The sequence below is a fragment of the Paenibacillus cisolokensis genome (assembly GCF_050481165.1).
Lineage (GTDB): Bacteria > Bacillota > Bacilli > Paenibacillales > Paenibacillaceae > Paenibacillus_AH > Paenibacillus_AH cisolokensis.
Map to the genome: position 1 here is coordinate 1 of NZ_JBCNFP010000136.1, position 23,111 is coordinate 23,111.

Sequence of the window (23,111 nt, forward strand, 5' to 3'; positions counted from 1 at the left end):
TGGGCTTTCGAAATTCAGGTTCATTTCAATAGCACCAATATTACCAGATCGTCCTTTCGTTTAGAATGATTTTGTTATTTTCCGCAGAAGCGCCTATACAGCACCCAATAATTGGGAACAAACATTCACGACAGAAAATTTGTTCTTGATAACGCTTCCACACTGTTATATAATATGTATACGAAACGTATTTCTTACATGAACAAATGTTCAAAAAGGGGAGGAGTAAACCAGATATGGAGACGAGTCAGGAGAGAACGAGACTGTTGGTGAAAATCAGCACACTATACTACATGGACGGCATGAACCAACAGGAAATTTCCCAACGTCTCGGCATCTCCAGACCGCAAATCAGCCGTATGCTGGCGGCGGCGAAAGCGGAAGGCATCGTGCAGATCAATATCCGGAATCCGTTCTCGGAAGAACAGACGTATGAGCGTGCGATTTCGGAAACGTTCGGCATCAAAGACGTCATCGTCGTGCACGTCCCGGACGCGGATCGCCCGATGATCGATATGCAGGTGGCCCGCGCGGCAGCGGCTTTGCTAGAGAACGTCATTCGGGACCGGGATATCGTCGGCATTATGGCCGGCCGGACGATCGCCTCGGTCGGGCGGGAATTCAACCCGGTCAACAAGAAGGACGTGCAATTCGTTCCGCTGATCGGCGGCTGGGGCTCCGAAGGGGCCGCGTGGCATGCCAATTCCAACACCCGCATCTTTGCGGAGAAGCTGAAATCGCGCTACCTGCTGCTGAATGCGCCTGCGGTTGTCGCTTCCAGCGAGGCCAGAAGCCACTTCCTGAACGAGAAGGAGATATCCGATGTACTGGATACGGCCAGAAAAGCGACGGTTGCGCTTGTCGGGATCGGACAAGTATCGGAGAAATCGGCTATCGTGCAGGCGGGATACTTCAGCCGCGGCGAAATCGGCGAAGCGCGGGCGTCCGGCGCAGTGTCCAATATTTGCACCTCGTTCCTGAACATCGCAGGGGAGAGGGTCACCTATGAAGCGGAATCGAGAATGATCGGCCTCGACATCGACGATATCCGGCGCATTCCGAACGTCGTGGCCATCGCTAGCGGCAGCGACAAGATTGAAGCGATCGGCGCGGCGCTCAGAGCGCGCTGCATGAATGTGCTGGTGACGGATATGGAAACCGCGAAAAAGGTGCTGGAGTGGCATCGTTCGCATCCTGTCCCGTAAAGCGGGGCCGGGCTGCGACCGATAATAGAGGGAGATATATAAAGGGAGGTTCACAGAAGATGAAGAAGGCGATTCTGGTTATGGCAGCGCTTTTATTGACGGTGGGACTGGCCGCTTGCGGCTCGTCAAAAGAAGGGAACGGCGAAGGAGGCGGCGCATCGGGCGGCAAGACGATTTCCATTCTGACTCCGTACCTCTCCTCGGTTACGACGAATGAAATGGTCGAATCGCTCAAGAAGCTGTCCGCGGACAAAGGCTGGAAAGCGAATGTGATCGACACGAAAGGAGACGTCGGGCAACTGGCCAGCCGGATGGAGGATGCGATCTCGTCCAAGACGGACGCCATCGTGATCGTCAGCACGGACCCGAACCAGCTGAAAAGCCAGATTCAGAAAGCGAAAGAGAAGAACATTCCGGTCTTCGGCGCCGATTCCGGCTACATTGACGGCATGACCATGAATGCGACGAGCGACAATAAAGAAATGTCGAAAATGATCAGCAATTATTTGTTCGAGCAGATGGGCGGCAAAGGCAACCTCGTCGTGCTCACTCACCGTCCGCATCCCGGGGTGCTCGCCCGGACGGTGCAGCTGGACGAACTGCTGGCGGCCAACAAAGGAATTGCCAAAGTGACGGAGCAGCAGGTCGAAGTGCCCGGACCGATCGAGAACTCACGCAAGCAGATGGAAAGCCTGCTGCTGTCCAACAAGGAAGAAGGCGCGATTACGGCGGTATGGGCAGGCTGGGACGAGGCGGCGATCGGCGCGGCGCAGGCGATCGAGGCAGCCGGACGGAAAGATATTATCGTAACGGGCATTGACGGCAACAGTCAGGCGGTGGAGATGATTCGGAAAGGCTCGCCGCTCGTCGCGACGGTCAAACAAAATTTCGTCGGCATGACCGAAATCGTCATCAAACAGATCGATCTCGTATTCCAGGGCAAGCCGGTGGAAGGAACGGAGCTGTATGCGCCCGCCAGCCTGATTACGAAGGAATAAACGGTTGCATAGAAGGAGGGTTCGCCTTGTCGCTTCTGAAAGTCGCCGGCCTGAACAAAAAATTCGGCCAGCATTACGCGTTGTCCCGGATCGATTTTGAAATCGTCCCCGGCGAAATCCACGCGCTGGTAGGAGAGAACGGGGCCGGCAAGTCGACGTTCATCAAAATCGTAACGGGTGTTTACGCTCCGGACGGCGGCGACATCATCTGGCAGGGAAGTCCCGTTGTCATCGCCGATCCGAGCGACGCGAGACGTATCGGCATCAACGTCGTCCATCAGGACCGGCACCTGATTCCGTCCTTTACCGGGTACGAAAATTTGTATCTCGGCTTGCCTTATCCGAAAGGCAAAACCGGTATCGGCGTTCACTGGAAACAGATGCGGCAGCGGGCCGCGCGGCTTATGGAAGAATACGGCGTCAGGCTCGATATGAACAAGACGGCGGACCGCATGTCGCCGCCCGAGAAGACGATGCTGGAAATTTTGCGGGCCATGATGCTGGAGTGCAAGCTGCTCATTCTCGACGAGCCGACCGCGTCGCTGACGGACCAGGAAACGGAACAGCTGTTTGCGCTCATCCGCAAGCTGACGGAACAAGGGACGGCGATTCTGTACGTCTCGCACCGGATGGACGAAATATTCCGGCTGTCGGACCGGATTACCGTCTTCCGCAACGGCGAGCGCGTGGCGACGGTCAACCGGAACGAAACGGATAAAGACCGTCTCATCTCGCTGATGAACAATAGCGAATACAAAAAAACGAACCGGGAAGAAAGAACCGTTCCGCCCGGCGAGCCTGTTCTGCAAGTGAAGGAATTGTCGACGGAGGACGGCAAGGTCGATCGCGTCAGCCTGCAGGTCCGGCAGGGCGAAATCGTCGGCATATTCGGGCTTGCCGGCGCCGGAAGGACGGAGCTGCTGGAGGCGATATACGGCTTGCGGCGCATATCCGGCGGCGAAATCGTCATTCGCGGACTGCGGAAGAAGGAAGCCGATCCGCGCCAGTCGCTTGACCAAGGGGTCGTCCTCATCCCGGAGGAGCGGAAACGGGACGGGTTGATTATGGGAATGTCGATCCGGGAAAATATGACGCTGCCGGTGCTGCGCAAATTTTCGAGCGGCTGGAAGATCCGGAAGAAGCCGGAGAAGGCCGAGACGAAGCGCTGGATGGAGGACATGAACGTGAAGGCGTCCGGCACTGAGCAGGCCGTCGGACAGCTTAGCGGCGGCAATCAGCAGAAGGTCGTATTCGCCAAGGCGCTGATGTCCTCGCCGGTATTGTTCTTGTGCGACGAGCCGACGCAGGCCGTCGACATTATGACCCGCGACGAAATTCACCGGCTGTTGAAGCATCAGGCGGACCAAGGCTGCGCCGTGCTCTTCGTGTCGTCGGATTTGCAGGAAGTGCTCGATATCAGCGACCGGCTCTACGTGCTGCACGAAGGCCGGATCGCAGCCGAACTGGCCAACCGGTCCGTCACGCCGGAGCAGGTGCTGGCGTATTGTTTCAGTCAGGGAAAGGAACGTGGACACCAACATGGTTGAAGCTCGAAAAAATATATCTTATATCCGGCTGATCCGCTCTTACGGCACGTTGATCGCCGGCGTGCTGATCGTTCTGGCTTTTTCGATTTTAAGCCCGGACTCGTTCGCTACCATTGATAATGCCATCAATATCAGCCGTCAAATCTCGTTTCTCGTCATTATCGCCTTGGGGGCCACTTTGGTGATGGCGGTCGGGGAATTCGACCTGTCTGTCGGCGCCATGGCCAGCCTCGGCGGCGTCTTCGCCGCCAAGCTCGCCGTTGCCGGATATCCGCTGGCTGTTGTGATTCTGCTGCCGATGCTCGTTGCGCTGGCGATCGGTTATGCGAACGGATGGATCGTGACGAGGTTTCGCGTCCTTTCTTTCATTACGACGCTGGCGATGGGGACGATTATCGGCGGAATCAACTTCCGGATTACCGGAGGGGCGACCGTGTTCGAAAATATTCCGGATTCGTTCCGATACCTCGGCCAGACCGAATGGGGCAACGTGCCGCTGCTCTCGATCATTATGCTGCTCATGACGGTTTTGTTCTGGTACATCATGTCGCATACCGCTTTCGGAAGGAAGCTGTATGCGATCGGGGGCAATGAATCGGCGTCCCGCGTCGCGGGCGTTCGCGTCGCTCTCAATAAGAACGCGGCCTTCGCCTTATGCAGCATGCTGGCGACATTGACGGGCATTCTGATGGCGTCCCGTCTCGGATCGGCCCATCCGAACGGCGGCGACGGGCTGTTCCTGTCCGCTTACGCCGCGGCTTTCCTCGGCATGACGTCCTTCAAGGAAGGCGTGCCGAACGTATGGGGGACGTTCGTCGGCGCAGCCATTATCGGCATTCTGGCGAACGGCATGACGATTCTCAATGTGCCGACGTTCATGCAGGATGTCATTACCGGCTGCATCGTCATCGCCGCCGTTCTGATTCAGAAGCTGGGTCGGGATCGCGCATGACGGCGGCATTGTTGAGCCGGAACAACAAGGAAGCGTGGGAGACTGCGAAGAGCCGGGGAGAAGCGCTCTTGATCGGCTATCTCGTGGCCGGAGATCCTTCGCCGGCGGAATCGCTGGCGATCGTCGACGAGAGCGTGGAGGCCGGCATCGACATCGTCGAGATGGGGATTCCGAGCCGTTCGCCGAAGCTGGACGGCGCCGTAATCAAGCGCGGGCACGAGCGGGCGCTGGCCGGCGGCATCGGGACGGAAGATAGCTTCATGGCTTACTGGACCGCCGCCCGCCGCCGGCTGTCGGTTCCGATCTGGGCGATGGGCTATAAGCGCGATGTGCTGGACACGAATCTGTACCGGAAGCTGGCCGAAGGCGGTATGGTGGACGCGCTTGTGCTTCCCGACTGTACGCCGGAAGAGCTGATATCGCTCCAGGACCGGATCGGACCGTATGGCGTCGATGTCGTCCGCTTTGTCAACAGCGAGATGGACGAGGCGGCCATTCGGCAAGTATGCCGCGGCGCCACCGTCATCTATGCGCAATCGTATGCCGGCACGACGGGCGATCCGCTCGCGCATGTGGAAGACTTGTCCGTCCTGTGCGAGCGGATAAGGCAGCATCTGCCGGACGGGCTGCTGGTGGCGGGCTTCGGCCTGCGCTCGCCGCAGCGTGTCGGCCAGGCGGTGCGCAGCGGGTTCGACGGGGCGGTCGTCGGCTCGGCTTTGGTCGCCCGCTGCGAGAACGGCGAGAAGGATTACCTGTACCGGCTGGTGGCCGAAATGAAGATGGAGACTTTGCGCTCCTCAAGCGAGGGGATAACGTAAATGAAATATATTGCAGCGTTCGATATCGGAACGACGAATGTGAAAGGTGTGCTGGCGGACGAGCGCGCGACGATTTTTTTCGAGAAAAACGTCCCGGTCGTTCCCGATTATGCCGACGGGTTCGTCGAACAAAATCCCGAAGTGTGGTACGAGGCGGTCGTCCGGATCGCGCGGGAATGGTTTCGGTCGGGCATCAAGCCGCAGCATATCGCGCTGCTGTCCTTCAGCGGGCAGATGCAGGATTGCATTCCGGTCGACAGCGGCGGAAAGCCCGTTCGTCCGGCTATCCTCTATTCCGACGGACGCGGCGCCCGGCAGGCGGAGCGGCTGCGGCAGGAGCTTGGGGACGAGACGATTATCCGTTATACCGAGAACCATATGGACGGGACGCTCACGTTTCCGAAGCTGATCTGGCTGCTGGAGCATGAGCGGGAGCGCTATGACGAAACGCGCGCCTTCCTGATCAGCTCCAAGGATTACGTCATCGCCCGGCTGACCGGGGCGTTCGTCACCGATCCGACGTCGGCGGCGACGACGGGCTGCATGAATATCCGGACGCGGACGTGGATGGGAGAGTGGCTGGAGCGGTACGGGCTTGATCCGGCGAAAATGCCGGCCATTATCGGTTCCGACGAGCCGGCCGGCACCGTGCATGCGGAAGCGGCGGCCTCTTCCGGTTTTGCGGCCGGAACTCCGGTGCTGTGCGGCATCGGCGACGCCGGCTCGGCTACGCTCGGGGCGGGCGTCTACCGGGAAGGCGAAATCTACGCCTACATCGGCACGACCGGCTGGGTAGCGGCCGCGTCGGACGGCTTCATGGACGTGCGGAGCGGCGCGTTCAATCTGGCTTACGTGGAACCGGGCAGGCAAATCGCCGTCGCGCCGCTGACGAACGCCGGCAGCGCCCACAAATGGGCGGCCGAAGTATTCGGCTCCGGGAAACCGTGGAGCGCCTCGGTCGCGTTCAAAGAGTTCGAGCAGGCGGTGGAGAAGGCGGAGCGGGGAACGAGCGGCGTCCTGTTCCTGCCGTATCTGAACGGGGAGCGCTGCCCGGTTCAGGATTTGAACGCAACCGGCTGCTTCATCGGCCTGACCGAAGCGACGACGAGGGAGCAGATGGGCACAGCCGTTCTGGAAGGTGTGGCGATGGCGGTGCGCCAGGTGCTGGAGCTGATAGCCAAGCCGGAGCCGGAGCGCGGACTGCGGGTGACGCTTATCGGCGGCGGCGCCAAGAGCAAAGCGTGGTGCCGGATCATCGCGGATGTGCTGCAGTGCGAGCTGGTCGTGCCGGAGGACTCCCAGTTCCTCCCTTCCATCGGCGCGGCTATGCTCGGCTTTTCCCGGCTCGGATGGGGCGGCGATTACGCCTCCCTGTGCGAGAAGGTGAAGGCCGGCCGCAAATTTGAACGTTTCGTGCCAAACCCGGAGCTGGCGGCGTTTTACAGTCGGCAATACGAGAAATTCAAACGGCTTTATCCGGCGTTGGCGCCGGTGTTTGCGATGGCCTGATCCGTCCGTTCGAAGCGGAGCGGCCGGGCCGGTTCCGCACAGCCGAATTACGGGGAAAGTCTCCGAAACCGCTGTTGAAGCGATTTCGGAGACTTTTTTTCATTTCCAAATGCCGACATTCGTCATTTTCGTGAACAAAGTATGGCGGAAAAAAGACGATACTTTGTCGTATTTGTTAAGCCTCATCCCAAGCCGCGCGCATTTTGTTATTGTAGAATTAGAAAAAATCATCGCGGTTATCGATTTTGCAATCGGTATGACGGGGAGAGGGTTTGGCATGCAAAAACGAAACAAATGGCGACGTCTTTCGGCATGGCTGCTGCTCGGCGCCATGGCGGCGCTGCTAAGCGGCTGCGGCGAGCTGATGGTGATGGATCCGAAAGGGCCGATCGGCTCGGATCAGAAAGACTTGATCATCATTTCGGCGGTGCTGTGCGGCATTATTCTGGTGCCGGTACTTGCGCTTACCGCCTGGATCGTCTGGCGGTACAGGGACCGTCCGGGAAACAAAGCCGATTACCGGCCCAATTGGGCGCATAACAATTTGATGGAGACCATCTGGTGGGGCATCCCGATTGTGATCATTATTATCTTGGGCACGGTTACCGTTCGTTATACTTACGCGCTTGAGCCCAGCAAGCCGATCGAATCGGAACGGGAGACGATCACGATTCAGGCGACATCGCTCGACTGGAAATGGCTGTTCACGTATCCGGAACAAGGCATTGCGACGGTGAATACGCTCAAAATTCCGGCCGGCGTTCCGGTCAAATTCGAGTTGACGTCCGATGCGCCGATGAACTCGTTCTGGATTCCGCAGCTCGGCGGCCAAATGTACTCGATGTCCGGCATGGCGATGACGCTTCATCTGAAGGCGAGCGAAACCGGCGTCTTTCACGGTTCGGGCGCGAACTTCAGCGGCGAGCACTTCGCGGACATGAAGTTCGACGTGCATGCGGTAACCGAGGAAGAGTTCGACGAATGGGTGAGCGACGTCAAGAACAGCGCGCCCGCCCTGACGCTGGAAGGCTACGAAGAGCTGGCGAAGCCCGGCAAATCGGAGAAGCTGCTGTTCTCCTCTTTCCCTGAAGGGCTGTTCTACGATATCGTAACGAAGTATGTGGTGGAAGGCGAAGGCGGTCATGGCGGTCATGGCGGACACGGGACGCCGGATGAAGCGAATGACGGAAGCGATGCCGGTTCGGGTGCGGCGGATACGCCGGCCGCATCGCCCGCGGCGGATGCCGACGCCAGTCATGAACATCATGCGGGACATTAAAAGATAGAAAGGAAGCCCGATTATGCTGGAAAAGATCAAACAATTCGCATCCGAGTTTTTTGTCACCGGCGATCCGCTCATTCTCGGCGCTCAGGTCAGCATAGCGCTGGCGATCATCGCCATCGTGGCCGTCCTGACTTATTTCCGCAAATGGGGCTGGCTTTGGCGCGAATGGCTGACGACCGTCGACCATAAGCGGATCGGCATTATGTACATTATTTGCTCCATTCTGATGTTGTTCCGGGGCGGGGTCGACGCGCTGCTGATGCGGATGCAGCTGGCGATGCCGAATATGGAATTTTTGAATGCGGAACATTATAACCAAATCTTTACGACGCACGGCGTCATCATGATTCTGTTCATGGCGATGCCGCTCATGTTCGGATTGTTCAACGTTGTCGTGCCGCTGCAGATCGGTGCGCGCGACGTCGCGTATCCGTTCCTGAACGCGCTCAGCTTCTGGCTGTTCTTCTGGGGCGCGATGCTGTTCAACGTATCGTTCGTCATCGGCGGTTCGCCGGACGCGGGCTGGCTCGCTTATCCGCCGCTGTCGGAATTGTCGCATAGTCCCGGCGTCGGCCAGAACTTCTATATCTGGGGCATTCAGATATCCGGTATCGGCAGCCTGGCGACCGGCATCAACTTTATCGTGACGATTCTGAAGATGCGCGCGCCGGGCATGAAGCTGATGAACATGCCGCTGTTCACCTGGTCGGTATTCGCAAGCTGTACGATCATCATTTTTGCTTTCCCGATTTTGACGGTGACGCTGGCGCTGCTGTTCATCGACCGTTTCGCGGGCGCCCACTTCTTCACGCTGGACGCCGGGGGCAACCCGATGATGTATATCAACCTGATCTGGATGTGGGGCCACCCGGAAGTCTACATCGTCGTGTTGCCGGCATTCGGTATTTTCTCGGAAATTGTTTCCACGTTCGCGCGCAAAAAGCTGTTCGGTTACAATTCGATGGTGTTCGCGATGATGACCATCAGCCTGCTGTCGTTCTTCACCTGGGTTCACCACTTCTTTACGATGGGCTCGGGAGCGGACGTCAACGCCTTCTTCGCCGTAACGACGATGGCGATCGCCATCCCGACGGGCGTGAAGGTATTCAACTGGCTGTTCACCATGTACAAGGGACGAATCCGGTTTACAACGCCGATGATGTGGACGATCGCATTCATTCCGTGCTTCGTCGTCGGCGGCATGACCGGCGTCATGCTGTCGGTGGCGCCGGCGGACTTCCAGTTCCACAACAGCTACTTCCTGATCGCGCACTTCCACCAGGTGCTGATCGGCGGCGTGGTATTCGGCTTCTTCGCCGGGCTGTACTACTGGTGGCCGAAAATGTTCGGCTTTACGCTGAACGAGCGGCTCGGCAAGTGGGCGTTCTGGTTCTGGAACATCGGCTTCTACGTCTGCTTCATGCCGCAATATGTGCTCGGCCTGGACGGCATGACCCGGCGGTTGTACACGTACGACTTCGACATGGGCTGGGGACCGCTGAACCTGGTTTCGACGATCGGCGCCTTCCTGATGGGCATCGGCTTCATCTTCCAGGTGTGGCAGATCGCCTACAGCATCAAGCATCACAAGCGCGACGAGACGGGCGACGCATGGGAAACCGGCCGCACGCTGGAGTGGTCGATTCCGTCGCCTGCGCCGATCTACAACTTTGCGACACTGCCGCAGGTCATCGATACGGACGACTGGTGGGTCAAGAAGGAGAAGATAAAGAACGGGGAGGCGCTGCCGCCGGCACCGCCGCTTGAACCGATTCATATGCCGAAAAATTCGGCCATCCCGTTCATCAAGTCGACGCTGTGGTTTTTCGCCGGCTTCGGCTTCGTATGGGACTGGATGTGGATGGCGATTCCTTCGCTGATCGGCATCGCCATTTGCATGCTCGTCCACTCGTTCAATTATGACAACGATTATTACATTCCGGTCGACGAAATCAAACGGACGGAAGCGTCACTGAAAGGAGCGGCGAACTAATGGCACAATCGACGGTTACCGGCGAACACGGCCATCATGACCATCACGATCAAGAGTCGCTCAAGACGTTCGGCTTCTGGATTTTCCTCATCACCGACGTCATTCTGTTCGGGACGCTGTTTGCGACTTACATCGTGCTGCGAAACAATACAAGCGGCGGACCGACTGCGGATGAGCTGTTCCAACTGCCGATCATTATCGCAGAAACGTTCATCCTGCTCACGAGCAGCTTTACGAGCGGTTTGGCCGTGCTGGCGATGCACAAAGGGCTGAAGAAGGCGCTGATCGGCTGGCTGGCCGTGACCTGGCTGCTCGGCGCAACCTTTATCGGCATGGAAGTTTATGAATTCGCACATCTTGTCCATGAAGGCGCGACGATCTCGACGAGCGCGTTCCTCTCTTCGTTCTTCACGCTTGTCGGAACGCACGGCTTGCACGTATCGCTCGGTCTCGTCTGGATGATCGCCCTGATGATCCAGCTGGGACAGCGGGGCATTACGGCGGTAACGAAGCGCAAGGTCGAAAATCTCAGCTTGTACTGGCACTTCCTCGACGTCGTCTGGATTTTCGTCTTTACCGTCGTCTACTTGATGGGGGTGATGTAACATGGCGCAAACGAACGCACGCCCGCAAGGCGTCCCTCATAACGGCGCAAACGGCGGACATGGCGAACATGGCGGCCACGGGGGGCACGGTTCGCTCAAGTCATACGTTACCGGCTTCGTTCTGTCGATCATATTGACGATCATTCCGCTTGTCGTCGTCATGAACGATATGCTGGGCAGGACGGCGACGCTCGTCGTCATTCTGGCGGCGGCGGTGCTGCAGTTTGTCGTTCAGCTTTTCTTCTTCATGCATCTGAAGGAAGGCGAGAACGCCAAATGGAACATTATGACGCTTATTTTCGGACTGATCATTCTGCTTACAATCGTAGCCGGCTCAATCTGGATTATGACCTACAACCAGGTCGCGCATTGAGCCTTCTGCAGCAGGAGACCTCTGTTCCGGCTTAGGCCGGAAGGAGGTCTTTGTGCTCATATTGGCCTTTCCGGAAGGAATTGCAGCCTAAAATGTGGAAATCTACACTAGGGTGTACGCAACCGTTCAGGAGGCCGCATATGGATATTATTACGCCGCAACTTCTCTATCACGGTACTGTCGCCGCCCATATCGAATCCTTTCTTGGGAAGCTGCTCGATTCGCGTTACTGGCGTCCGGGGCGGGATTTCGGAGAAGGATTTTATACGACCGTATCCGCCGCTCAGGCTCGCGATTGGGCGCATCGGGTGGCGAAGCAATCGCTGGTGGCGACCTCGCCGTGCGTGCTCGTCATCGAGCTGTTGGCTATTCCGCCCGGCATCGAACCGCTCATTTTTTTGTCGGATTCTCCCGGATGGGCATCGTTTATTTTCGAACATCGTAAGGTTAATAAGAAAGGAAGCGACCCATGCCTCCGGCATCCGGACCTGGTGATCGGACCGATGGCCGACAATGACACTGGCAAAATTATGTGGGAAGCGTTACAATTGAACAAAGACGCCGACTGGTTTTACGACCGGATCAGGAGGACGCGCAATGGACGGAAGCTCGATGCGCTTCGCCTCGGCAATCAGGTGGTGTTTCCTTCGGAGCAGTGGGAGGAGCATCTTCGTCTGATCGGGTATCATGTCTATACGGGAGAGAGGTGGATCTATCATGACAATAAGGCCCAGAGTACGGTTGAATCAATATGAACGCGGGATCGCGGAAGCATTGACATCGCTGTACGGCTACGAACCGCAGGAAGCCCGCAGCCTCGTCATTCGTTACATCGAGGTGATTCGCCGTCTGGACGGCTACGATAATTGCGAGGACCATGCGCAGCGTCTCCACCTTGCCCGCAAGACGGACGTATCTCCCGAGGAATGGCTGACCCGCATACAGGACGCGGAACGCGGCGCCTTGCGGGATACGGGGATCGAGTTTGAAGAAAATCGATACGCGCAGTAACCATTGCCGCCCGGGCGCCGTGCCCGGGCGTTTTTGTGCGCGGCGGGCCGGCGGCAATTTCGCCCAACTAGTATAGTCAAGTCAGATTCAAACCTGCTTCCCACGAAGAAAGGAGTTGGATTCATGACTGGAAAACGAAAAATGCCTGCAAGCGCTCTGCTATTGTGGCTGGCCGTCGTCGTCGCATGGCCCGGATTCGGCGGCGGCGCCGCGGCCGCCGCGACGGCAAGGCTGCCCGCAGACCTCGGCGTGCTGTTCATCGGCGCCCATCCGGACGACGAGGCGGGCAACCTGTCCACATTCGGCCAATGGCACGAGTACGAAGTCTAGCGTGTTTCAGATTGAAGACAAACTCCCGTGTGTGCTCCAACACAGCGGAGTTTTTTGTTGAACGTGGTAAAAATGATGAAATATGCATGTCGTTGATCTGTTGGGCGACCTGTCTTCCATAGCCAGGCCGCCAATTTCTTCAGGTTCATGGCAGCAAATGTAAGCATCGCCTGCATGGTGGATCCAAAGAAACGAGGGAAACTGGGTTCGTTCGCATAACCCGTTTTACGCAGCAAGAACGATCACTCCCGCCATAAATACTTATCTTTATATATCGTATTAACGCGGTGAATTAATAAAGAAAATGTATAAAAAACTGCCGACAAGGGACTTTGTCGACAGTCTGAGAGACCGTCCGTCCGGACGGTCTCTTTTATCGCGCCGCGCATGGCTGTGTGCTCGCATGTCACGGTTCTTCAGGAACTTTGATCACAATGTTTTGATTGATGGCAACCGGATCCTCGAAACGGTAGACGCGAAGCGTATATTTCTCTTGTTCCGGAGCCATCATCATGACTTGATGCACCCCCGGAACCTGTCCGCCTTCCGCGTTGATTTTCGGAAGAGCCCGTCCATACGCCTGCCCCGAATACACTTTATATTTCTTCTGATAAAGTTGAAACAATTCGGGATCACGGTTCACTTTTTCCTGGTACCGCTCGTATTCCATTTTCCAAGGCGGGGGCTCCTCCGCGGAACCGGCGATTTCCACATCCAAATAAAGATGGCCGCTTTCATATCGCGCCCCGATGACGGATATCGTCCTGTCCCGGAACTGCAAGGTTACGGGGAAGCTTTCCGGATCATTCAGGGAAATGTCAAATTCCAGCGAGTCATTGACATCCGTGATCCACACTTTCTCCAGATGCAGCGTGATCTCTTCCCCGTGCTTGAAAAAGGCCGACGGATGGAATGTGAGGTCGTTTTTCAGGCTCAGATCGTTTGAAGAATAAATTTCTCCGTCGCTGCCAAGAATATACGGTTTATCCTCTGAACCCGGATGCTGAATATCAACCTCAAAACCCTCCGGAACGAGTTCCTGAAACTCGAGCTTCATCTCCGTGGGCGACACCGTGAGCTGCTCCAGCCTGATCTTCGCTTTTTCCATCGCGACTTCCTTATCCAATCGTATCCGTTTTGATTCCAAAAACGAGGAGGCATGGAACGGTACGACGATATCCATGAAGTGTTGTTGTCGTTCGTTCACGGACGACGGTGACTGAAACACCTCGAAGGTCAAAGTATCCGGATTTGTCCGCAGAAAATCCCGCACTTCCTTTGCGTTCAAACGTTGTACAACTTGCATGACTTGTAACGGATTCCCCTGCTCGTCTTTGATGGTGGTGATGCTTTGTTGCATGCCCGCCTTCTTGAAATTTCCGGATACGATCAGGAATGCTTTTTTTTGCTCTTCTGCACCCGATACGGATGCATAAAATTGCAGCTTCTCTTCCTCGAGATAAATATTTTCCAACGTGATGGATATGCCATCTTTCTCGACGGTTACAGAAGGAATCGGGCGGTAGTCATACGATGTTGCGCCTTCGATGCCACGGTGTTCGACAAACAAACGTTTCCATTCCTTGGGTACCTTTGCACTCAACCACTGCCTGGCGTAGGAAGACAGCGTCGGTGATAACAGGAAGACGGACAAGATTATAATCACGGAGGCCGCGGAAACTGCAGCCCTTATCAACCATATTCTTTTTTTCCGTTGACGATTGGCAGCGGCCAGGATCGCCGATCGAATCCGGGCTTCCAATTCCGGCGGGGCGCCGGTTAATTGGGTGTCACCCCCGCTTATCATTTTTTGGAAATATAAATCCAGTTCCTCATTTTCCATACGATTATTTTGATCCGTCATCCTATTTCACCTCCAACTTGACGCGCAAGTGACGCAATGTGGCATATACTTTCGACTTCACCGTACCGAGCGGCAGTTCCGTCGCCTCGGCGATTTCCTCAAACGAGTACCCCAAGTAATATCTCATTTTTACGAGCAGCCTTTCCATGGCGGGCAATCGTGCGAGCGTATGCTCCAGATCCATGACCTCATCATGGAAGGTAACCGGCAAGTCCGTATGGTACAATGAATTCGCGTTCTTGATCGCGTTCTTCTGTTTCCGGAGTTGGATTTTGCACTCGTTGATCACAATCCGAATGAAATCCGAATGAACCAGGTGGAGAAAAACTTCGGTTCTTTCAATTTCTTCAAATGCAGCATGGCCTTGACCACCGCATCGCTGACGGCATCCATGCTGTTGGATTCGTTCTGCAAATAGGAAAATGCAATATGATAAGCTTTGTCCTTGAGCTTCAGAACAACCGCCTGATAGCTTTCGTAATCGCCTTTTTGCGCTCTTCTGATCAGTTCCTCGTCGCTCATGGGCGTTTCTGTCGCCCGATTGTCTTCTTTCATCTGCATCACCTGAACCTGTGGCTGCGATCCATCGCTGTATGAAGAATAAACCTCATTTTTTTTCCTAATCTTCGGCATCTACAACCTTTACCCCTTTAGGCAGCGACAGTTTAAAAGTGTTGGTCGGAAAATTGGAGGGGAAATCGATCTTGGTAACGGTTGTTTCCCAATCATAATATTGATCCTGACGTTTTTACTTTAGTAAAAGTCCCGTTTTTTTGTCCAACCAGATTTCCATATCGGGATAAGTAACGGTGCGTGTCCCGCCGCCAGCTAGTTTTTTCTTGACTGTCTTGCCTTCGCCTTTGAAATGATAAACGGTTCTTGATAACATATTCTCTTCTCCGACCAGCGTAAGATCTGTCGTAACCTGCATATCCCTGATCACGTGTTTGGCGTCGATCGGACTCGAGTTTACCGGAGAAGGATAGGCAATGGCTTGTTTTTCGCCTGCGGTATAGTGAATGGTTTTTTTTTTCATCGCTGACCACATAGTAGGTTTTTCCGGCACTTTTTGCTTCTTCCCGATATTGGCCTTTCGCTGTGTTATCCCATGTTTTCACGACGGTTTCTTCCGTTTGCGGGTCTGTTTTCTTTTGCGGATCTGCTTTCTCTTGAGAAACGGATTTCATTTTGCCGATCGTTTTTCTTTCGTAATAGACGGGAACGAATTTCGTCTTCATGATGCTTTCAATGGCTTTGTCCACGGCTGCCGTTTTTCCGGCAGTTGCCGCAGCCGACGCCGACAGGCCGCCCATTGACAATGCAAGCATGGACAGCAGAACATACATGATCATCTTTTTTCGGTTCATTAATCCCCAATCCTTTCCATATTCCTGATTTTTCACATCAATTAGATGCATGACGCCGGCGTTTGGCTTTTCGTAACAAAAAAATCCCAAAAAAATACCCCGTAATCATCCGAATTATTACGGGGCAACACGCTAACTGCAGCGTGTTTTTTTGCATTTGGTGGGGCGCACGCGATAAACCGAGTTCATTCGGGCCGGGCCCCGTACGTCCTCTTACCTTCGTCATGATAATTGCTCGGTGCCTTTTTCCTTGTAACGTTTTGCCAAGGATGACTTCAGACTGCCCATCGGCGTAAACATTCCATCGCCAGATCGACGAGCAAACCAGCCTCTTTCTCGTCAAGACCGCCGAAGATGCCCCGCTTGGTCCCGCCCCCAAATGTCTAGGACCCTGCAGGCGTACAATTGGCTGCGGAGCGAGAGTGGAGCGAGGGAATAAAGCCCCTCAGGTGCGCAATTGGCCGCGGGGCAGAGGAAAGCCCCGAAGGCGAGTGCCCCCGGGGCTTTCCTTTATACCGTGCCGGCACCGCGTCGGCCGGTGCCGGCACGGCTAGGCGCGCTGCGCCGCTTCGGCCGCCGCGCGGTTGATTTGCTCCCGCTTCGCGAGCAGCCAGGCCGCATCACGCGGATAGCGGCTGAACGCAATCGGCTCGTCCAGCCCTTCCTCGAGCAGACGCAGCGTCTCGCCGCGTCCGATGGCGGCCTCCAGCGCTTCCAGCGCGCGCAAGTCCTGAAGCGCCTCGTACAGCACCTCGAGGCGAATCGATTCGATCGGCCCGTCCGGTCCCGGGTAGACGAGGAAGGCGTCGCCGGAAGGGAACGCGTAATAGGCGTCGGTGACACGGAACGGGTCGATCGGAAAACGGGAATATTGCGAATAATAGAAATTATAGCCCCAATGCAAAAACCCGGCGATGCGGAATTTGTACAGCTGGAAGCCGAGAATCCGGTTCCGCGCCGACGGCATCGAGAAGAAGCGGTTGGACACGTCCTTGTACTGCGAGCAGCAGTAGTAGGTCCACAGGTCGGGCACGCCGGCTTCCAGGAACGGCTCGATATGATTGTTCGCCGGCACCGGATGCTGAACGAGTCCGTTGTCGTAGAAGCTCCGGTCCGACAACGCGTCCATCGTCGGCAGGCCGCCAAGCCGCTCCTTCGTCCATTCGCTGACGCTTCTGTACATTTCGAGATGCACACCTGACGGTTCGTCCGACAGATGGAACAGACAGCGCTCCTGAAGCCCGCGCTCCCGGACGAGCGGCAGCAGCTCGGACAAAAACGCTTCCAGAAAGGCGCGATATTCCGGGCCGGCCGCATCGGTCTCCCATCCGAATATCCGCTTCTCCTCGCCATTCTCCACGGCCACAATTTTCGGCGCATGACGGGCTCCCCATTGGGTATACAGATGCGAAAACTCAATGACTTTGAAACCGATTCGCTCCGCAAGATCGAGCCACCGGTTCAGCTTGTCGAACCCGAAACGGTACCGCCCGTTCTCGCGCCATACGTCCACGAGCTGCACCGTCGGCCGCTCGCCTCCGACATCCGTATCGAGCGGAGGGGTGAACAGCGGGGTGTAGATCGTATTGATGCCGTGGCCGGCCGCCGTCTTCATGAACGACTCGATCAGCGACCAATGCCGCTCCGAAAAGACGTCGACGCCGTAATAGGTGGCGATGCAGTCCGTATGAAACCATTCCGTATGCAGCAGCCGCTGTTCCGGCAGCCATGCCGGCAGCACGTCGAGCGTGAACGTCTCGGCCGCGACCGTCGTTCCGTTCTCGGCGATGAAGCGGATTTCGATCGGATATTCGCCCGGTTCGTCGCGTCCGTCAAGCTCGACCGTCACCCAGACGGAGCGCCATTGGCCCGGAGGAGCAATCCAGCCTTCCTTCGGCTCGGGCGGCAGCAGCGGGTCCGGGTAAAGTCCCGGCTTCGTACGCACGACATTGTCGTCGTGGTCGGGATATACGGGCATCTCCGACGGGACGAGGCCGACCGCGCGCAGCGATATGGGCGCCTGAAGCGCCGCGGCGGCTTCGACTTTCATCCGCTTCAGCAAAAGGCCGCTGCGGTAAGCGACCTGGAACGAGAATGTTTCGTTGCGAAAAGCGGACGCTTGGCGGAAAGGGGATGCCGCCAGCTCTTCATCGGGAAAAACTTTCTCGAGCGAACTGATCACGCGCGTTTCCAATGCAATGGTCATATGCCCATTACCCCCTGATCTGAGATTCGTTCCAGCTTCTTCAGGCGAGCCGCTCGATCGCGGCGAGCGGCAGCAGCCGTTCCACATCCTCGCGGCGAACGTGGCCGGCGGAAGGGGAAAGCGCGTTCGCGGCAGCGGCCGCCGTCGCCAGCCGCAGTCCGTCCACGAGCCGCATCCCCCGTGCGCTCGCGAGCGCAAGCCCCGCGGTGAACGCATCGCCGCTGCCTACCGGATTGACCGCGTCGATGCGCGGAGGGCGGATGCGGTACAGCTCGCCGCAGACGGCGGCGAGCGCTCCGTCCGCGCCGAGCGTGACGACGATGCGGACGCCGAAGCGCTCCGCTCCGCGCAGCAGCGATGCGATCAGCGCTTCCTCGTCTTTCAGCGGCCCCTCGCCGTACAATTGTTCCCATTCTTCGGCGTTCGGCTTGATCCAGTCGGGCTTCGCCCGCAGTCCTTCGGCGAGAGCGGCGCCGCTGGCATCCAGGAATACGGCCGCTCCGGCCTGCCGCGCCGCTTCGGTCAGACGGGCGTACGTATCGGCCGGGAGGCCGGCCGGCAGGCTGCCGGAGAACACGACGATGCGCGAGCGTCCGGCGAGCCGCCCGATGAGCGACACGAGCTCGCCGAACCGTTCCATCGGGAAGACCGGCCCCGGCTCGAGCAGTTCCGTCGATCGTCCGTCGTCGTCCAGCACATTGAGGCAAATGCGCGACTCGCCTTCAATCGTCATCAATTCGTGCGGAATTCCTTGCGCGGTCAGGCTTGCCGCGATAAATTGGCCGTTGTAGCCGCCCACGACGCCGGCCGCCACGACGTCTCCGCCGAGCTGGCAGATGACGCGCGCCGCATTGATCCCTTTTCCGCCGGGGACGGCCGTCACACGGCGAACGCGCTGCACGCGGCCGGTTCGCAGCGCGTCGAGGGCGTACGTCTTGTCGATCGCGGCGTTAAGCGTTACGGTCGTAATCATCGCCGATCACCGAAAATCGCGGGCCCGGCCCGCCGCGCCGGTCAGGCGCATCTTGGCGGCCGCCGCCTGCTTCAGCGCCTGCTTGGCCGGGACCATATATTTGCGCGGATCGTTCTCCTCCGGATGTTCCGCGAATACGCGCTTGATGGCGTCGGAGAACAGAATGCGCAGTTCGGTGGCGACATTCATTTTGGCCATGCCGAGGCTGACGCAGCGCTTCACCTGCTCTTCCGGAATGCCCGATCCGCCGTGCAGCACGAGCGGCACCGGCACCCGCTCGGCGATTTTGGCGATACGTTCGAAATCGATGCGCGGTTCACCCTTGTATATGCCGTGCGCCGTGCCGATGGCCGGCGCCAGCGTGTCGACGCCGGTGCGCTCCAGGAAGAGGGCGCATTCGTCGGGATCGGCGAGCAGCGCCTCATGCTCGGTGACGACGATATCGTCTTCGACGCCGCCGACTTTGCCGAGCTCCGCTTCCACGTTGACGCCCGCGGCATGGGCGATTTCCGTCACCTTCGCGGTTTGGCGGACGTTCTCTTCGAACGGATGCATCGAGGCGTCGATCATGACGGACGTATAGCCGGCCCGGATGCAGCGAACGATCAGCGAGAAGTCGGTGCAGTGGTCGAGGTGGAGGGCGATCGGCACGCGGCTGCGGTCGGCGGCTACGGTGGCCGCCGCAGCAACGTATTCCGGCCCGAGATGTTTGACCGTGCCGACCGTCGTCTGGATAATAAGCGGCGATTCGGTTTCCTCCGCCGCCTCCGCAACGGCTTGCAGCATTTCCAACGTATGCACGTTAAAAGCGACGACGGCATATCCGTTGCGCCTTGCCTCGTTCAGCATCGCTGTCGATGAAACCAAAGGCATCGTTACATTCCTCCCGATTGTTGCGATTTCATGAGCTGCTTGCTTGCCATCAGAGCGCTGCCGATCAGTCCCGCATGTTCGCCCAGGGAGGCGGTGCGGATCGTCAGACGCTCCCAATACCCGCGGTAGACGGATTGCTGCAGCCGTCTTCGCGCCGGAGCGAGCAGCCGCTCTCCCGCCTGGGCGACGCCGCCGCCGACGATGACGATGTCGGGGCTGAACAGCGTGACCGCGTAGGCGAGCGCCAGGCCGAGATAATCGCCGGTCCGTTCGAAGATCCGGATTGCCAGTGCGTCTCCGGCGTCGTAGGCTGCGGCGACATCGGCCGCGGTCGGCTTCGCGCCGTTCTCCGGGCTGAATCGTTCGCTCAATATGCTGCTTTCGCCCGCCTGCAGCGCATCCGCCGCCTGGCGGGCGATGCCGGTGGCCGAGACGATCCGTTCGGCGCAGCCGGTCAGTCCGCACGGGCAGGTGTAATCGATGCCCGGCAGCGGGATGTGGCCCAGCTCGCCGGCCATCTGCGCGCCGCCGTAATAAAGCCGGCCTTCGTTCACGACGGCCGCGGCGAGCCCGGTCCCGACCGTCACGCCGAGCACATGTCCGAAGCCTTCGCCCGCTCCGCGCATCGCTTCGCCGTAAATATACATGCGGACATCGTTGTCGATGAAGACGGGAAGACCGGTGCGGCGCGCCATTTCCGCGCCGAGCGGGACGTTATGCCATCCGAGGTTGCCCGCGAACACCGATAAGCCCGCCTCGGGATCGACAAAACCGGGAATGCCGATGCCGACCGCTTCCACCCGGTGCGATCCCGCGGCGGCGCGCATTTCGTTGATTACCGTTTCAATCCGGTTCAGCACATGCGCGGGACCCCGGTCCGCCTCCGTCGCGCAGCGGGTCGTGCGGATCGGCTCGCACCGTTCGTTCAGCAGGCCGCCGACGATGTTCGTACCGCCTACATCCAATCCGATATAACGGCTCAGGGTGGCCACCTCCAATCCCGAAATAGGGGCAAGACGATTTTTCGGTCAAATTTTGACGACTTGGGTCAGGTTGCGCGGCGAATCCGGATCGATGCCTTTCGACAGCGCGGTGTAGTATCCCAAATATTGCAGCGGCGGCAGGTTCAGCACCGCCCGCGCTTCATCGGTCGAATCGGGGCAGCCCGTCACGAAAACGGCGTCTGCGAACGCGGTGTCCGCACCTTCGCGGGCCGTCAGCAAGACGACGGTCGCGCCGTACTGCTTCATCTCTTCGGCGACTTTCAGCTCATAGGACCGGGCGCTCTCGGAGACGAGCACGCAGATAAGCGCTCCGGGCTCCACGACCGATTTCGGACCGTGGCGGAATTCGAGCGTGCCGAAGCTTTCCGACCAGACGACAGCCATCTCTTTCACCTTCAGCATCGCTTCCTGGGACAGCCCGTAATAGGCGCCCATGCCGAGGAACAGGTAGCGGCTGAACGGCCCCTGGCCGGCAAGCCGCTGCGCGAAACGATCGGCGCGCTCCACATTGTCCCGGCTCGCCTTCGCCGTCGCCGCAAGCTCTTGCTCCATATCGGCCAATGCGGCCGCTTTGGCAATGGCGGCTTGCATCATATAGGTCATGCTGCTGAACGATTTCGTCATGACCGTGCTTCGTTCCTTGCCGAGCGGCGATACGAGGCATGGCACCATCCGGGCCATCGAACTGTCCTCGTGGCACGTAATGCCGCACCGCGTCCAACCGGCCAAATCTTTCACCGATTCGAGCGCGAGCAGCACCTCGGTCGATTCTCCGGAGCGTGATACGCCGACGAGCAAATAACGGCGGCCTTCCACCGCATTCTGGCGGCGGAACAGATAAATTTCGGAAGAAGGCAGCGCGGTTGCCGGACGGTTCAGCCACAGCCTGGCGGTCGCCGCCATTGTCATCGATTGGTAATAAGAGGAACCGGAGCCGATAAAAATGATTTCGTCGTAATCGGAAGAGGCCAAATAACGGTCGATCCAATCGGATTGTACGGCGCACTGCTGCAGCGCGGCGGCCAGCGCTTCCGGCTGGCCGGTAATTTCGGGATACGTCAAGCGTCCAAGCGTCTCGGTCAAGGAAAGCCCTCCTTACGGTATGTTCTTGACCCTGATTATACCTCTTCCCTGCAACTTTTTAAATCTTTTTTTGAGACAAAAATTTATAAATTGAATTTTTTGATCATAATTGTACGCGCGGAACGCCTTTATCGCAAAAAAACAGCGGCCCACATCGGGCCGCCTTCCGGCATGTCAAGCGAAAAACAGAAAATGCGTCGGCAGCTTGCGCAGCTGGCCGTCGGAGGGCCGGTTGACGACCCGGCCGTTGAATACGAGCGAGGAGGAACCGCCGCCGTCCAGATTATAGGCGTCGACCGCTCCGAACCGTTCCAGCAAAATTTGCATCTCCCTGAGCGTAGCCCCCGAGCGGCCGTCCTCGCTGTAGCCGTCCGCAACGAGGAACAGCAGCTGGCCGTCCTTGTAATTGGCGATGACGGTGCGCGGCGCGCGCTTCGGGCTCGTCTGCCATTTCGGCGGAATCGCCAGCGCCGAGCCGTTCTTCATCAGCATAGGCACGAACGAAGCGCCGAAGCGAAGGTTGAGCTTGTCCAGCTGCTCCTTGCGGAAAAACTTGCCGCCGACCAGCTGCATCTCTTCGTTCATGCCGACGACAAACAAATCTTTCTCCGACGGATGAAAACCGTTCGCATACTCGCCGTCTACAATCGTCGTGCCGAGCGGATAGCGTACGCCCTTGCGGTCGGCGAAGCCGCCGGCATTGACGCCGGCAACGGCATTGTATCTTTGGGCCGCCGACAACGTCGTTTCCGCGCCGCCGAACCGATCTTCGCCGAGCACCATCGTCATCGCTTCGGGAGATTTCAGCTTGACCTTCAGCGCATAGCTTTGGAAATGATGCGTCTTGAGATAAAACAGCTGCGCGGTAATCTTGTCCGACTGCACCGTCTGCACCGGCGTGCCGAGCTTGCGGGTAATGCGCCGGTCGTAAATGGCCGCCGGCTTGCCGGCCAGGCCGGCGGAGACCCTCACCACTTGTCTCACTTCGGCGTTCGTCTTGTTGTACAGCTCGACCGTTTTTTGCATCGAAGCCGCCGTCTGGCGGGCGATTTCATAAGCCTGCTCGAGTTTCGAGGCGATGCGGTCCGCCTGCCCGGCCGCCATGAAAGGCGGCC

At 57.9% G+C, this 23,111-nt stretch carries 23 protein-coding genes and 1 pseudogene; 13 read left to right on the forward strand and 11 right to left on the reverse strand.

Annotated elements, in window-relative coordinates; translation table 11 throughout:
* Positions 1–236 precede the first annotated feature (236 nt).
* From ABEV74_RS19665 to ABEV74_RS19725, 13 genes are all read left to right on the forward strand, one after another.
* Complete coding sequence (locus tag ABEV74_RS19665; RefSeq protein WP_430148747.1) at positions 237–1,205, forward strand: sugar-binding transcriptional regulator; 969 nt, start codon at positions 237–239, stop codon at positions 1,203–1,205.
* 59 nt (positions 1,206–1,264) lie between these two features.
* Positions 1,265–2,203 (forward strand): sugar ABC transporter substrate-binding protein, encoded by a 939-nt coding sequence (locus ABEV74_RS19670; protein ID WP_213528281.1) that lies wholly within the window; start codon positions 1,265–1,267, stop codon positions 2,201–2,203.
* A gap of 26 nt (positions 2,204–2,229) precedes the next feature.
* The gene (locus ABEV74_RS19675; protein WP_430148750.1) at positions 2,230–3,750 is read left to right on the forward strand and encodes a sugar ABC transporter ATP-binding protein; all 1,521 of its coding nucleotides are present in this window, start codon (positions 2,230–2,232) and stop codon (positions 3,748–3,750) included.
* Positions 3,743–4,702, forward strand: a complete 960-nt coding sequence (locus ABEV74_RS19680; RefSeq protein WP_062490973.1) for an ABC transporter permease — start codon at positions 3,743–3,745, stop codon at positions 4,700–4,702. Before ABEV74_RS19675 ends, ABEV74_RS19680 begins: the two co-directional genes overlap by 8 nt.
* Positions 4,699–5,520 carry a tryptophan synthase subunit alpha gene (trpA, locus tag ABEV74_RS19685; RefSeq protein WP_430148754.1) on the forward strand — a complete coding sequence of 274 codons (822 nt, stop codon included), beginning with the start codon at positions 4,699–4,701 and terminating at the stop codon, positions 5,518–5,520. Before ABEV74_RS19680 ends, trpA begins: the two co-directional genes overlap by 4 nt.
* The gene (locus tag ABEV74_RS19690) at positions 5,521–7,029 is read left to right on the forward strand and encodes a xylulokinase (RefSeq protein WP_062490977.1); all 1,509 of its coding nucleotides are present in this window, start codon (positions 5,521–5,523) and stop codon (positions 7,027–7,029) included.
* 277 nt (positions 7,030–7,306) lie between these two features.
* The gene (gene cyoA, locus ABEV74_RS19695; RefSeq protein WP_082655067.1) at positions 7,307–8,308 is read left to right on the forward strand and encodes a ubiquinol oxidase subunit II; all 1,002 of its coding nucleotides are present in this window, start codon (positions 7,307–7,309) and stop codon (positions 8,306–8,308) included.
* A 22-nt stretch (positions 8,309–8,330) separates the two neighbouring features.
* On the forward strand, positions 8,331–10,307 hold the full coding sequence (locus ABEV74_RS19700) for a cbb3-type cytochrome c oxidase subunit I (RefSeq protein ID WP_430148757.1): 1,977 nt from the start codon (positions 8,331–8,333) through the stop codon (positions 10,305–10,307).
* Entirely contained in the window at positions 10,307–10,912 is a 606-nt protein-coding gene (gene cyoC, locus ABEV74_RS19705) for a cytochrome o ubiquinol oxidase subunit III (RefSeq protein ID WP_062490981.1), read from the forward strand. Before ABEV74_RS19700 ends, cyoC begins: the two co-directional genes overlap by 1 nt.
* A 1-nt stretch (position 10,913) precedes the next feature.
* On the forward strand, positions 10,914–11,285 hold the full coding sequence (gene cyoD / locus ABEV74_RS19710) for a cytochrome o ubiquinol oxidase subunit IV (protein WP_430148760.1): 372 nt from the start codon (positions 10,914–10,916) through the stop codon (positions 11,283–11,285).
* Between the two features lie 140 nt (positions 11,286–11,425).
* Positions 11,426–12,040 carry a DUF3990 domain-containing protein gene (locus ABEV74_RS19715; protein WP_062490985.1) on the forward strand — a complete coding sequence of 205 codons (615 nt, stop codon included), beginning with the start codon at positions 11,426–11,428 and terminating at the stop codon, positions 12,038–12,040.
* Positions 12,003–12,296, forward strand: coding sequence for a hypothetical protein (locus ABEV74_RS19720; RefSeq protein ID WP_145977143.1), 294 nt, complete (start codon positions 12,003–12,005; stop codon positions 12,294–12,296). Before ABEV74_RS19715 ends, ABEV74_RS19720 begins: the two co-directional genes overlap by 38 nt.
* Before the next feature lie 123 nt (positions 12,297–12,419).
* Positions 12,420–12,626 carry a hypothetical protein gene (locus tag ABEV74_RS19725; RefSeq protein WP_430148764.1) on the forward strand — a complete coding sequence of 69 codons (207 nt, stop codon included), beginning with the start codon at positions 12,420–12,422 and terminating at the stop codon, positions 12,624–12,626.
* On the opposite strand, the pseudogene ABEV74_RS19730 reads toward ABEV74_RS19725, so the two are convergent.
* From ABEV74_RS19730 to ABEV74_RS19780, 11 genes and pseudogenes are all read right to left on the reverse strand, one after another.
* Positions 12,553–12,805, reverse strand: a pseudogene (locus ABEV74_RS19730) (hypothetical protein); the annotation flags it as partial. The gene ABEV74_RS19725 and the pseudogene ABEV74_RS19730 sit on opposite strands and share 74 nt — an antisense overlap.
* 227 nt (positions 12,806–13,032) lie before the next feature.
* Positions 13,033–14,490 (reverse strand): DUF4179 domain-containing protein, encoded by a 1,458-nt coding sequence (locus tag ABEV74_RS19735; protein ID WP_430148766.1) that lies wholly within the window; start codon positions 14,488–14,490, stop codon positions 13,033–13,035.
* A gap of 1 nt (position 14,491) precedes the next feature.
* Entirely contained in the window at positions 14,492–14,779 is a 288-nt protein-coding gene (locus ABEV74_RS19740; RefSeq protein WP_430148769.1) for an RNA polymerase sigma factor, read from the reverse strand.
* On the reverse strand, positions 14,776–15,045 hold the full coding sequence (locus tag ABEV74_RS19745) for an RNA polymerase sigma factor (RefSeq protein ID WP_430148772.1): 270 nt from the start codon (positions 15,043–15,045) through the stop codon (positions 14,776–14,778). The genes ABEV74_RS19740 and ABEV74_RS19745 overlap by 4 nt, the downstream gene beginning before the upstream one ends.
* A gap of 170 nt (positions 15,046–15,215) precedes the next feature.
* Positions 15,216–15,947 carry a hypothetical protein gene (locus tag ABEV74_RS19750; protein WP_430148773.1) on the reverse strand — a complete coding sequence of 244 codons (732 nt, stop codon included), beginning with the start codon at positions 15,945–15,947 and terminating at the stop codon, positions 15,216–15,218.
* 460 nt (positions 15,948–16,407) lie between these two features.
* Positions 16,408–18,063: a DUF4091 domain-containing protein gene (locus tag ABEV74_RS19755; protein ID WP_430148776.1), complete on the reverse strand. Its 1,656-nt coding sequence runs from the start codon at positions 18,061–18,063 to the stop codon at positions 16,408–16,410.
* A 40-nt stretch (positions 18,064–18,103) separates the two neighbouring features.
* Positions 18,104–19,036: a 1-phosphofructokinase family hexose kinase gene (locus tag ABEV74_RS19760; RefSeq protein WP_430148779.1), complete on the reverse strand. Its 933-nt coding sequence runs from the start codon at positions 19,034–19,036 to the stop codon at positions 18,104–18,106.
* Positions 19,037–19,042: 6 nt separating this feature from the next.
* On the reverse strand, positions 19,043–19,909 hold the full coding sequence (gene fba / locus ABEV74_RS19765; protein ID WP_430148782.1) for a class II fructose-1,6-bisphosphate aldolase: 867 nt from the start codon (positions 19,907–19,909) through the stop codon (positions 19,043–19,045).
* A gap of 2 nt (positions 19,910–19,911) precedes the next feature.
* Entirely contained in the window at positions 19,912–20,901 is a 990-nt protein-coding gene (locus tag ABEV74_RS19770) for an ROK family protein (RefSeq protein WP_430148785.1), read from the reverse strand.
* A 36-nt stretch (positions 20,902–20,937) separates the two neighbouring features.
* Positions 20,938–21,996: an SIS domain-containing protein gene (locus tag ABEV74_RS19775; RefSeq protein WP_062491009.1), complete on the reverse strand. Its 1,059-nt coding sequence runs from the start codon at positions 21,994–21,996 to the stop codon at positions 20,938–20,940.
* A 174-nt stretch (positions 21,997–22,170) separates the two neighbouring features.
* Positions 22,171–23,111: phosphodiester glycosidase family protein (locus ABEV74_RS19780; protein WP_430148787.1), on the reverse strand; the 941-nt coding region annotated here is incomplete at its 5' end.